This window comes from Phytopseudomonas daroniae (assembly GCF_004327285.1).
Classification (GTDB): Bacteria; Pseudomonadota; Gammaproteobacteria; order Pseudomonadales; family Pseudomonadaceae; genus Aquipseudomonas; species Aquipseudomonas daroniae.
This window is the reverse complement of sequence record NZ_QJUI01000010.1, coordinates 214,180-225,407: the sequence shown is the minus strand read 5'-3', so window position 1 is coordinate 225,407 and position 11,228 is coordinate 214,180. Positions and strand designations below refer to the sequence as shown.

Annotated in this window: 10 protein-coding genes; 5 read left to right on the top strand and 5 right to left on the bottom strand. The window is 63.3% G+C overall.

Features of this window, described 5'->3' with window-relative positions:
* Positions 1 to 193 precede the first annotated feature (193 nt).
* The 3 genes from DNK06_RS13555 to DNK06_RS13545 form a co-directional block, all read right to left on the bottom strand.
* Positions 194 to 814 carry an NAD(P)H-dependent oxidoreductase gene (locus DNK06_RS13555; RefSeq protein WP_131180520.1) on the bottom strand — a complete coding sequence of 207 codons (621 nt, stop codon included), beginning with the start codon at positions 812 to 814 and terminating at the stop codon, positions 194 to 196.
* Complete coding sequence (locus DNK06_RS13550) at positions 807 to 2,201, bottom strand: class II fumarate hydratase (RefSeq protein ID WP_131180519.1); 1,395 nt, start codon at positions 2,199 to 2,201, stop codon at positions 807 to 809. The genes DNK06_RS13555 and DNK06_RS13550 overlap by 8 nt, the downstream gene beginning before the upstream one ends.
* Positions 2,202 to 2,268: 67 nt before the next feature.
* On the bottom strand, positions 2,269 to 3,273 hold the full coding sequence (locus DNK06_RS13545) for a DUF2804 domain-containing protein (protein WP_131180518.1): 1,005 nt from the start codon (positions 3,271 to 3,273) through the stop codon (positions 2,269 to 2,271).
* Positions 3,274 to 3,519: 246 nt separating this feature from the next.
* Here DNK06_RS13545 and DNK06_RS13540 point away from each other — a divergent pair, with 246 nt between their 5' ends.
* Both DNK06_RS13540 and DNK06_RS13535 read left to right on the top strand, forming a co-directional pair.
* Positions 3,520 to 4,020, top strand: a complete 501-nt coding sequence (locus tag DNK06_RS13540) for a DUF2059 domain-containing protein (protein WP_131180517.1) — start codon at positions 3,520 to 3,522, stop codon at positions 4,018 to 4,020.
* A gap of 53 nt (positions 4,021 to 4,073) precedes the next feature.
* On the top strand, positions 4,074 to 4,379 hold the full coding sequence (locus tag DNK06_RS13535; protein ID WP_131180516.1) for a BolA family protein: 306 nt from the start codon (positions 4,074 to 4,076) through the stop codon (positions 4,377 to 4,379).
* Between the two features lie 321 nt (positions 4,380 to 4,700).
* Here DNK06_RS13535 and yghX read toward each other — a convergent pair whose 3' ends face one another.
* Positions 4,701 to 5,588, bottom strand: a complete 888-nt coding sequence (yghX, locus tag DNK06_RS13525) for a YghX family hydrolase (RefSeq protein WP_131180515.1) — start codon at positions 5,586 to 5,588, stop codon at positions 4,701 to 4,703.
* 421 nt (positions 5,589 to 6,009) lie between these two features.
* On the opposite strand from yghX, the gene trhO reads away from it, so the two are divergent.
* The 3 genes from trhO to DNK06_RS13510 are packed head-to-tail and all read left to right on the top strand — an operon-like array spanning position 6,010 to position 9,354.
* On the top strand, positions 6,010 to 6,948 hold the full coding sequence (trhO, locus tag DNK06_RS13520) for an oxygen-dependent tRNA uridine(34) hydroxylase TrhO (protein ID WP_131180514.1): 939 nt from the start codon (positions 6,010 to 6,012) through the stop codon (positions 6,946 to 6,948).
* Positions 6,949 to 6,950: 2 nt separating this feature from the next.
* On the top strand, positions 6,951 to 7,583 hold the full coding sequence (locus DNK06_RS13515) for a DsbA family protein (RefSeq protein WP_131180513.1): 633 nt from the start codon (positions 6,951 to 6,953) through the stop codon (positions 7,581 to 7,583).
* Positions 7,576 to 9,354, top strand: coding sequence for an ABC transporter ATP-binding protein (locus tag DNK06_RS13510; RefSeq protein ID WP_131180512.1), 1,779 nt, complete (start codon positions 7,576 to 7,578; stop codon positions 9,352 to 9,354). Before DNK06_RS13515 ends, DNK06_RS13510 begins: the two co-directional genes overlap by 8 nt.
* A gap of 373 nt (positions 9,355 to 9,727) precedes the next feature.
* On the opposite strand, the gene DNK06_RS13505 is transcribed toward DNK06_RS13510, so the two are convergent.
* A complete protein-coding gene (locus DNK06_RS13505; protein WP_131180511.1) occupies positions 9,728 to 11,224 on the bottom strand; it encodes a TolC family protein in 1,497 nt (498 codons plus the stop codon).
* Between the last annotated feature and the right edge of the window lie 4 nt (positions 11,225 to 11,228).

Here is an 11,228-nt window from a genome sequence, read left to right as displayed (position 1 = left end):
ACTGGATGCGCTGCTGGCGATTTCGTCGTACGCTTTTGCATGGCCTTGCCCTCGCTGCCGTTGGTCATCATTAGAATGCCACCGTGGCGCATCGACGCCTCGGCGGGGGCGAGTCCATCTAATTACGACTACGTCAGCTTCCGCCTTTTGCCGTCATTGCGCGTGGTATCTCGTCGAAAGATCGTGAACAGGCCTATACCCGGCTACCGAGCAGTTCGGCGCGGCGCAACCAGTTCTGGCGCTGGGTTTCCGAGGATGGGCGTACTGGCGAGAATTGCGCCAGGCGAAGGGTCTTGATGCCGCAGAAGCCGAGAATGGTGCGCTTCATCTGCCGATGAGCCGGCGCGCCGTAGATCCAGCGGAAGTACCAGTTCGGCGTGTCCAGCGTTACCAGCAAATCTGCGGTACGGCCGCTGAGCAGCTTGTCCCAGAGTTGCGAGTTGCTGCGGTACTTGAAGGCGAAGCCGGGCAGCAGCACGCGGTCGAGAAAGCCCTTCAGCAGCGCCGGCAGGCCACCCCACCAGACCGGGTAGACGAACACCAGATGCTGAGCCCAGTGGATCTGCCGCTGCGCTTCGAGCAGATCCGGCTCCAGGGTCTGGCTCTGGGTATAGCCTTCGTGCAGCACCGGATCGAAGGCTATTTCCCCGAGGCGGATCTGCCGCACCACATGGCCTTCGGTGCGCGCGCCCAGCGCGTAGGCCTCGGCCAGAGAATGGCACAGGCTGTCGCTTTTCGGCGTACCGATGATCATCAGGATGCGCTTGCCATCACCCTCCAGTGGGGTGGCGCCGCTTTTGGCGGTTTCAGTCATGTTGCCCTGCCTCCAGCATGGTTTCCGGGCGAACCCAGGCGTCGAACTGTTCCGCGGTCAGATGACCCAGCGCCAACGCTGCTTCGCGCAGGGTGGTGCCATCCTGATAAGCCTTCTTGGCGATCTCGGCGGCCTTGTCATAACCGATATGCGGGTTCAGGGCGGTGACCAGCATCAGGCCACGCTCCAGGTGCTCCGCCATTCGCTGCGCATCCGGTTGCAGGCCGACGATACAGTGTTGGCGGAAATTTCGACATCCATCGGCCAGCAGGCGAATCGACTGCAAGACGTTATGGATGATCACCGGTTTGTAGACGTTGAGCTGCAAGTGGCCCTGGCTGGCCGCAAAGCCGATGGTCACATCGTTGCCCATCACCTGGCAGGCGAGCATGGACAGCGCCTCGCACTGGGTCGGGTTGACCTTGCCGGGCATGATCGAGCTGCCCGGCTCGTTGGCCGGCAGGCGCACTTCGGCAAGACCGCCGCGCGGGCCGGAGCCGAGCAGGCGCAGGTCATTGGCAATCTTCATCAGGGCGATGGCCAGGGTTTTCAGCGCGCCGGAAAGGGCTGCCAGCGGTTCGTGGCCGGCGAGGGCGGCGAACTTGTTCGGCGCGCTGCGCAGTGGCAGACCGCTCAACGCGGCCAGTTCGGCAGCGATGGCTTCACCGAAGCCGGGCGGTGAATTCAGGCCGGTACCGACTGCCGTGCCGCCCTGGGCCAGCTCGCAGACCGCCGGCAGGGTGGCGCGGATCGCCTGTTCCGCCAGCTCCAACTGAGCGACGAAAGCCGAGAGTTCCTGGCCGAAGGTGATAGGCGTGGCGTCCATCATATGCGTACGGCCGGTCTTCACCAGGCGGCTGTGGCGCGCAGCCTGATCCGCGAGTGCTTCGGACAGCTCGCCGATCGCCGGCAGCAGATCGCGCTGCACGGCGCCGGCCGTAGCGATGTGCATGGCCGTGGGAAAGCAGTCGTTGGAGCTCTGGGCACGGTTGACGTGGTCGTTGGGGTGTACCGGGCTCTTGCCGCCACGGGGATTGCCGGCCAACTCATTGGCGCGTCCGGCGATCACTTCGTTGACGTTCATATTGCTCTGGGTGCCGCTGCCGGTCTGCCATACCACCAGTGGAAACTGGTCGTCGTGCTGGCCGTCGATCACTTCATCGGCGGCCTGCTCGATCAGCCGGGCGATGTCCTGAGGCAGGTCGCCGATGCGGTCGTTGATACGCGCAGCGGCTTTCTTGATCAGGGCGAGCGAATGCACCACGGCGATGGGCATACGCTCCTCGCCGATGGCGAAATTGACTCGCGAGCGCTGTGTCTGGGCGCCCCAGTAGGCTTCTTCAGGTACATCGATGGGGCCGATGCTGTCGGTTTCTGTGCGGCTCATGGGGGCTCTCCGTTGCTGTTCAGGCATTTAGGCTGTGACAACGGCTACACGTTCCACTTCGAATCGGCTACCAGCGCGTTTGCGTGGCGCCCATCCAGCCCAGTGCAGCCTTGACCGGCACGCGTTCGCCCTGGGCGTCACGCAGCAGGCCGTCGTACTGGCCGAACCACTGCTGGGTATCGGCATACAGCAGGCCCAATCGGGGTTTGGCGATATGAATCTGGCGCGGAGTGAAGATGAGGTCGATCTGACCGTCATCGGTGTAGAGCTGCCAGGGTGCCAGCGGCTTTGCCAGGGGTTGCCGCATGTGTACGACTTGATCGAGGTGCAGCAAGATCCCACCAAACCATAGCGCGTTCTCCGACAGGCCGCTGTGATCCGTCCAGCCATCGCCGAAATTGCCGGCGATGCCGCCGGGCGCTGCAAAGGCCGCACGCGTCCAGTGGCTGTTGAGCGGCCAGACGCCACGGCCGAAATCCATCGATGCAAAGCTCTGGGCGCTGGTGCAGTGATATTCGCTATTACCCAGTTGGATGCTGCCACTTACCGGCAGACCCACTTGGCGGCAAGTGGCATGAAAGCCCTTCTTGCCGAACGGCACGACCAGATTCACCGACTCCAGATGGGCGGGACGCTGGATATCCAGCGCCAGGTTCAGGGGCAGGCCGCCGATATTCGCCGAGGTGGCGGTCAGCCGCACGCGGCCTGGGTACTCGTTGAAATGCAGTTGCAGGCGAGGGTGGTCGAAGGCGTGGCTGCCCAGGGGCGTATCCGGCAGGCTGCAGCCACGGCCGAACAGGCTCAGTTGGCTGTGGGCCACGTTATGGCCGCTGTTCAGGTCGAGAAAATAGGCAGCGCCGTAGCCGACGTAGTCGAGGTCGGCCTGAGTCAGTGAGAGCGTCCAATCGGGCGTATTGATGCTCCAGTGGTTCCAGCGCTTGCGCCGCCCCAGATTGCCCGGCAGGGAGCAGTCGACCCGCGGTTGCGACGACCAGCCGACGGCATCCGGGTTGAGGCGGCCGCGCGAATCGCACAGGGGGATCGTTGGTGGTGGAACGAAAGGGCTATTCATCAGACACGTCCATGTGTGCAGGAGTCAGCCACCGAGCATGCAGGCGTCGGTCGGAGCGAGCAAGTGCTGGCATTCTGAACGTGGCTGAAAGGGTGCGCCAGTAGGCATTTAGCGCTAGCCATGAGCCCGTTGATCGCCAGGCGACGACAGTCAGCACGTGCGAAAAGGCTTGAGAGGCACAGCCTTGGGGCACAAAATGCACGATAGTCGGTCAAAGCACCTCACCCTCGTGATCAGGAGTACCCGATGTCCCGTATCCCCGCACTCTGTATTGCCGCTCTGTTGGCTGCCGGCAGCACCCAGGTGCTGGCCGATGCCCGCAGCCATGCCGCCGATGCCGAGCGCTTCCTGCAGCTCGCCCACGCCGACAAGCTGGCCGTTCCGGTGTACGCCCAGGTTCAGCAGATGTTCGCCCAGCGTTTCGCCGAGGCCCAGGCACCGGAAAGCAAGCAGGCCGTACTGGAAACCTACCAGGCCAAGGCCAACGCCGAGCTGGACAAGGCCGTCGGCTGGGACAAGCTCAAACCCGATATGGTGAAACTCTACACCAGCAACTTCAACGAGCAGGAACTCAAGGATCTGATCGCCTTCTACCAGTCGCCACTGGGACAGAAAGTGCTGCAGAAGATGCCTGCGCTGACCGCTCAGTCTGCTGAAATCACCCAGGCCAAGCTGGAGAGCGCGGTACCGTCGGTGAACAAGCTGCTGGCCGACATGAGCAATGAACTGGGCGTCAAGAAACCCTGATACCCGCCGTGGGCCGGCACCTGGCCGGCCACGGTTTCTCCGTGGAGCCCTCGATGTCCAAACGTGAACACCTTCAGACTGCCTTTGCGGCCTTGCAACCCGAGCACCTCGAGGTGCTGGACGAGAGCCACATGCACAGCCGCGGTCTGGAAACCCATTACAAGGCCGTGATCGTCAGCCCACAGTTCGACGGGCTGAACGCCGTCAAGCGCCACCAGAAAGTATATGGCGCGCTGGGTGAGCTGATGAGCCAGGTGCACGCCCTGGCACTGCACACCTACACCCCGCAGGAATGGGCCGCCCAGGGCATCGCCCCGGATTCGCCAACCTGCCGCGGCGGCAGCAAGCACGACCATTGATCCTCGGTGGCGGAAGCCCCGTAGGGTGGGTCACGCTCCACCGATCCACCGATCCACCAGGCCATTCAACGCCGATAGTGGCAGGCGAACCAACCGAGAGCATTCCCGGGTATCGCTTCGTTCAACCGCGTGCTACGCCGGCATCACGCCCATCACCACTCGACCACGATCTTGCCGAAATGGCCGCCGCTCTCCTGCAGGCGGAAGGCATCCGCCAGGCTTTCCAGGGCGACGCTACCGACGATAAGCCCCTGCAGACGCACCGGCCATCAGCAGCGACGCCGGCACATCGCCCGTAAATGATCAGGTTCCCGACGCGAGTCAGGCCAGATAGCGTTTGAACCAGGCGATGGTGCGTTCCCAGGCGAGTTCGGCTGCAGCTTCGTCGTAGCGTGGCGTCGAGTCGTTGTGGAAGCCGTGATTGGTGCCTGGATAGATGTATGCCTCGTAGGTCTTGCCGGCAGCCTTGAGCGCAGCCTCGTAAGCGGGCCAGGTGTCGTTGACGTTGGGATCCGTCTCGGCGAAATGCAGCAGCAGAGGGGTCTTGATGCGGGTCACGTCTTCAGGTTTCGCCTGCCGGCCGTAGAAAGGGACTGCCGCCGCCAGTTCCGGGTAGGCCACGGTGGCGGCATTGGATACGCCACCGCCGTAGCAGAAGCCGGTAATGCCGATCTTGTCGGTGGTCAGGTCGCTGTCGCGAAGGTATTCGATGGCGGCGAAAAAGTCGTTCATCAGCTTTTCCGGATCGACCTGCTGTTGCAGTTCGCGACCTTTCTCGTCATTGCCGGGGTAGCCGCCCACCGAGCTCAGACCGTCTGGTGCCAGGGCAATGAAGCCGGCCTTGGCCACTCGCCGTGCGACATCCTCGATATAGGGATTGAGGCCGCGATTTTCATGCACCACCACCACGCCGGGCACCGGCCCCTTGGCATTGGCCGGGCGGATCAGATAGCCGCGTACCTGGCCTGTACCATTGGGCGAGGGGTAGTGGATGTACTCGGCGATGATGTCCGGATCGGTGAACTTGACCTGCTCGGCCAGCGCGTAATCCGGGCTCAGGGAGGCGAGCAGGGTGGCTGCGGTCAGGCCACCGACGGCGAATTTGGTCGCGCGGTCGAGAAAGTCTCGACGGCTGATCCGGCCATGTACGTAATAGTCGTAGAGCTCCAGCAGCTCAGGGGGAAAATCCTTGGCGGTGAGGCGGGTCATGTGAGGTTCCTTCAATCTGGTTGATAACGGCTCACGTCGATGCCGGTGCTGTGACCGATAGCAGCAGGTAGAGATTCTTTCATCGCTCGACGAAAACGACGTGCACCTGCAACGGTAGCTCACTGGTCATCTGCGTCGAGGTAAATTGCCAGGAGTTGACCTGACCGGGATTATTTATGCCGTCTTGTGCGGATGTGCACCTGTCTCTGCTTCTGTCAGTGATCGATGCTACAGCTCGTTCTGCCGACAATTACCGGCCCTCCCTACACCTGAGCGGCCAACACCAGTAAACTAGGCGCCCCATTTCCAAGCCTCCTCATGCTCCGGCAACGCCAGGGGCAGTGGCGAGTTTTTGCGACAATGGTTTCCCATTTCGTACCCAGTCCGCCCTTTGCGAGGGCGACTACTGAAGGACAGTGACATGACCGACAACATCGTCGTGGCGGCGCTCTACAAGTTCGTTTCCCTGCCGGACTACGAGGCGCTGCGCCAACCCCTGCTCGACACCCTGCTGGCCAACGGCATCAAGGGCACGCTGTTGCTCGCCGAAGAAGGTATCAACGGTACCGTTTCCGGCAGCCGCGAAGGCATCGATGGTCTGTTCGCCTGGTTCGCGCTGGATCCGCGTCTGGCCGATGTGGATCACAAGGAGTCCTACTGCGCCGAACAGCCGTTCTACCGCACCAAGGTCAAGCTGAAGAAGGAAATCGTCACCCTTGGCGTGCCGGGCGTCGACCCCAACCAGCGTGTCGGCACCTACGTCGAACCGCAGGACTGGAACGCGCTGATCAGCGATCCCGAAGTGCTGCTGATCGATACCCGCAACGATTACGAAGTGGCCATCGGCACCTTCGAAGGCGCCATCGACCCGCAGACCAAATCCTTCCGCGAGTTTCCCGAGTACATCCGCGAGCACTTCGACCCGAGCAGGCACAAGAAGGTCGCGATGTTCTGCACCGGAGGCATCCGCTGCGAGAAGGCCTCCAGCTACATGCTCACCGAAGGGTTCGAAGAGGTGTACCACCTCAAGGGCGGCATCCTCAAATACCTGGAAGAAGTGCCCCTGGAAGAAACCAAGTGGCAGGGTGACTGCTTCGTCTTCGACAACCGCGTCACCGTGCGCCACGACCTCAGCGAAGGCGACTACGACCAGTGCCACGCCTGCCGCACGCCGATATCGGTCGAGGATCGCGCCTCCGAATACTTCAGCCCGGGCGTCAGTTGCCCGCACTGCTGGGACTCCCTGCCGGAGAAGACCCGTGAAGGTGCCCGTGAGCGGCAGCGGCAGATCGAACTGGCGAAAGTGCGCAATCAGCCCCATCCTCTGGGCAACAACCCCCGCCAAAAACACGAGGCCTGAGGATGCATGCGCGCCTGCTCTATGTGATGGATCCGATGTGCTCCTGGTGCTGGGGCTTTGCGCCGGTGGTCGAAGCGCTCGCAGCCCAGGCCGCCGAGCGCGGCGTGCCGATGGAACTGATGCTCGGCGGCCTGCGCCGTGACCAGGTGGCCATCGATGCCGCCACACGGGTGCGTTACCTGGGCTACTGGCAGGCGGTCAACGCCAGCACCGGTCAACTATTCAACTTCGATGCAGGGATGCCCGAGGGCATGCTTTACGACACCGAAGCGGCCTGCCGCGCGGTGGTCACCGTGCGTGCGCTCGACCCGCAGAGTGCCTGGCCGATGGCGCGGCGCATCCAGCAGGCCTTTTATCAGGAAGGCGCGGATGTGACCCAGGCATCGACCCTGGTGCGACTGGCCGAAGAAGTGGGTATTCCGCGAATCGAGTTTGCCGAAGCTTTCGACAGCGAAGAACAGCACAGGGCCACCGCCGCGGATTTCAGCTGGGTGCAGGATCTCGGCATCGCCGGTTTCCCGACCTTGCTGGCCGAGAAGGACGGGCGCCTGGCCTTGCTCACCAACGGCTACCAGCCACTCGATGCCCTGTCGCCACTGCTCGCGCGCTGGCTGGAGCATGCCATCGATGGTTGATCGGCTGAGCTGGGCGGAAATCCGTCGCCTGGCCTTGCGTCACAAACGGGCGCTGATCCTGGCCAATCTGGTCGCGGTGCTGGCGACCCTGTGTAGCGTGCCGATTCCCTTGCTGCTGCCGTTGCTGGTCGACGAAGTGCTGCTTGGCGACGGCAATGCGGCGCTCAAGGTAATGGACAACTTCCTGCCTGCGGCCTGGCAGAGTGCGCTCGGCTACATCCTGCTGATGCTGGCGCTGACCTTCTTGCTGCGCGGCTGCGCGCTGATCTTCAACGTGGTGCAGGCGCGCCTGTTCGCGCGGCTTTCCAAGGACATCGTCTATCGCATCCGTATCCGCCTGATCGAACGCCTCAAGCGTATTTCCCTCACGGAATACGAAAGCCTCGGCGGCGGCACGGTGACCACCCACCTGGTCACCGATCTCGACACCCTGGATAAATTCATTGGCGAAACCCTGAGCCGTTTCCTGGTCGGCGTGCTGACCCTGGCCGGCACCTCGGCGATCCTGCTGTGGATGCACTGGCAGTTGGCGCTGCTGATCCTGCTGTTCAACCCGCTGGTGATCTATGCCACGGTGCAACTGGGCAAGCGCGTCAAACACCTGAAGAAACTCGAGAACGACAGCACCTCGCGCTTCACCCAGGCGCTGACGGAAACTCTGGATTCGATCCAGGAAGTGCGTGCCGGCAATCGCCAGGGCTACTTCCTCGGCCGCCTTGGTGGGCGTGCCCGTGAGGTGCGCGATTACGCCGTGGCCTCGCAGTGGAAGACCGACGCCTCCAACCGCGCCAGTGGCCTGCTGTTCCAGTTCGGTATCGACGTGTTCCGCGCGGCGGCCATGCTCACCGTGCTGTTCTCCGACCTGTCCATCGGCCAGATGCTCGCGGTGTTCAGCTACCTATGGTTCATGATCGGCCCTGTCGAGCAACTGCTCAGCCTGCAGTACGCCTTCTATGCCGCCGGTGGTGCGTTGACGCGAATCAACGAGCTGCTGGCGCGCCGCGACGAGCCGGATTACGTCGGTGGCGCCGACCCCTTCGAAGGGCATGAGACGGTCGGCATCGACGTTCATGATCTGACGTTCTCTTATGGAGAGGAACCTGTACTGCAGGGCCTCAATCTGTCCATTGCACCTGGGGAGAAGGTGGCTATCGTCGGCGCCAGCGGCGGCGGCAAGAGCACCCTGGTGCAACTGCTGTTGGGGTTGTACACGCCGCAGGCAGGGATCATTCGCTTCGGTGGCAGCAGCCAGGAAGAGATCGGTCTGCCGGTCATTCGTGAGCATGTGGCGGTGGTACTGCAGCATCCGTCGCTGTTCAACGACACGGTGCGCGCGAACCTGTGCATGGGCCGCGAACGCAGTGACGAAGCCTGCTGGCAAGCGCTGACCATCGCCCAGTTGGCGCAGACCATTCGCCTGTTGCCGCAAGGCCTGGACACCGTGGTCGGCCGCTCCGGCGTGCGCCTGTCCGGTGGCCAGCGGCAGCGCCTGGCCATCGCGCGAATGGTGCTCGCCGAACCCAAGGTAGTGATACTCGACGAAGCCACCTCGGCCCTGGATGCCGCTACCGAATACGCCTTGCACGAAGCCCTGGGGCAGTTCCTCAACGGCCGCACCACGCTGATCATCGCCCACCGTCTGAGTGCGGTGAAACAGGCGGATCGGGTGCTGGTGTTCGACGGCGGCAGCGTCGCCGAGGATGGCGATCACCGCCAACTGATCGCCGACGGCGGGCTGTACGCCAAGCTCTACGGTAACCTGCAGCACTGACGGCCCGGCAGCCGCCGCCGGCGCAGCAATGTGGCTGAGTGCTAGTGCCACATCACAGATAAAATGTCGTATCCGAGCGAGGTTGCGCAAAGGCAGGAGCGGGCGCCCGTAGGATGGGTGCAACCCATCGGCAATTGATGGGTTTCACCTGCGCGGCCCGACCCATCCTACGGTCTGAAGGACGAAAGCGGCCTTCGATCGAAAACGCTTGAGGCTGGAAAGCTGGACGAAAGAGCCTATGCGGTTTGCCTGTCGTTCGGCCTCCAGCCGCTAGCGCTCCTATCGGCCGCCCGCTTTCGCGGGTTGCCATCCCCCATTACGATTGCCCCGTTCGCCGCCTCGCGTACATCTACCACCCAGGCCGACACATGAGCTAGAGGCCCGCTCGAATGTTCCCTTGCTGCCAGCGCGTTTCACTGTCGGCTAGCGCCTGGGCGACGTCGCTCAACTGGGTCGAAGGCAATTCGTTGGGCAGCGGATCGAGACCGATGCTGGCGAACAGTTGACCATAGCTGTTGCGGAGCTCGGCATAGGCCAGATCGCGGCGCAGATCGGCCTGCAGGGCATTCAGCTCGCCCTGGATCAGCGCGAGTTCACCGATCCCCTGGGCCGTGTGGCGGTTACGCAACTGCTCGGCGATCTGGCTGTCGAGGCGGGACAATTGCTGGCTGGTCAGGAACTGACGCCGGGCCTCGTTGAAGTTGGCGTTGGCCACGTGGAGCTGGGCCAGCACCGCCATGGACATCGCCTGGCGCCGCGCCGCCGCCACTTCCTCGCCGGCTTTGGCCACATCGATGGCCGCCGGTGCGGAGAGCACGTTGAACAGGTTCCAGGTGACCTTGACGCCATAGTCGGCCCAGCTCTGGTTGACTAGGAAGCTGTTGCTGTCGTAATGGCCGCCGGCGCTGAACTCCAGGCCGGGCAGCAGGCGCAGCATGGCCTTGCGGGTTTCCGCGGCGCTGATGCGCGCCTGGTAGTCCTGTTCGCGCAGTTCCGGGCGGTTGGCCAGGGCCTGCTGCTCCATCTGCGCCAGCTCGACCTTGAGTTCCGGTACCTCGTAGTCGCTGGAGGCGGCCAGTGTGAGGTCTGTGCCCAGGGGCAGGTTGATCAGCGTCGCCAGCTCGGTCTTGGCCAGGGACAGCGCCCGGCGCTGCTCTTCCAGCTGGCGCGTGGCCTCGATCAGGGCGCGCTGGTAGCTCAGGGCCTGTACCGGATCGCCGATGCGTTGCTCGCTGAGGCTCTGGCTGTTGTCGCGGGCCTGGCCGACGCGGGCCATCAGGTTGTCGATCTGCTGCAGCATGCGTTCAGCCGCCACGGCGCGCCAGTAGGCCGAGCGCACGTCCTGGATGATGGTGTGCACGACCTTGCGTCGCCGCTCCTGGACGATTAGGCGCTGGTCGGCCTGTTGCTTGGCGCTGACGTAGCTGACACCGAAGTCCAGCACGTTCCACACCATGGTCAGGTCCGCCACGCCGCGGTCGCGATCCTGGGAGGTGGAGGGCTCGAGGGACTGGGTACCGGTGTTGATGCTCTGGCTGCTGGAGGCGCTGACGTTGTTGCGCCCGGCATACCCGGCGGAGAGCGCCATGCGCGGCAGCATGTCGAAGCTGGCGAGATCGAGCTGGCGCTTGGCCAAGGCTTCCTCCATGACCTTGAGGCGACCCTCGAGGTTGTATTTCACCGCGCGCGCCATGGCCTCATGCAGGGTCAGGGGACCGCTGAGCGGCTCCTGATCCTTGAACATGGCGAGCAGATCGTGTTGGGCGCGCTGTTCGCTGATGCCACGCTCGATCGGTTGGCTGGTCACGGCACACCCGCTGATAGCCAGGGCCAGCAGGCTGGCACCGAATAGTTTCTGCTTTCTTTTCATCCTT

Bases quoted from the DNA above. Each gene is read 5' to 3' on its own strand.
- DNK06_RS13515 (WP_131180513.1), top strand. From the start codon at position 6,951: ATGCATGCGCGCCTGCTCTATGTGATGGATCCGATGTGCTCCTGGTGC.
- DNK06_RS13555 (WP_131180520.1), bottom strand. From the start codon at position 814: ATGACTGAAACCGCCAAAAGCGGCGCCACCCCACTGGAGGGTGATGGC.
- DNK06_RS13535 (WP_131180516.1), top strand. From the start codon at position 4,074: ATGTCCAAACGTGAACACCTTCAGACTGCCTTTGCGGCCTTGCAACCC.
- DNK06_RS13505 (WP_131180511.1), bottom strand. From the start codon at position 11,224: ATGAAAAGAAAGCAGAAACTATTCGGTGCCAGCCTGCTGGCCCTGGCT.
- DNK06_RS13510 (WP_131180512.1), top strand. From the start codon at position 7,576: ATGGTTGATCGGCTGAGCTGGGCGGAAATCCGTCGCCTGGCCTTGCGT.
- DNK06_RS13550 (WP_131180519.1), bottom strand. From the start codon at position 2,201: ATGAGCCGCACAGAAACCGACAGCATCGGCCCCATCGATGTACCTGAA.
- trhO (WP_131180514.1), top strand. From the start codon at position 6,010: ATGACCGACAACATCGTCGTGGCGGCGCTCTACAAGTTCGTTTCCCTG.
- DNK06_RS13540 (WP_131180517.1), top strand. From the start codon at position 3,520: ATGTCCCGTATCCCCGCACTCTGTATTGCCGCTCTGTTGGCTGCCGGC.
- yghX (WP_131180515.1), bottom strand. From the start codon at position 5,588: ATGACCCGCCTCACCGCCAAGGATTTTCCCCCTGAGCTGCTGGAGCTC.
- DNK06_RS13545 (WP_131180518.1), bottom strand. From the start codon at position 3,273: ATGAATAGCCCTTTCGTTCCACCACCAACGATCCCCCTGTGCGATTCG.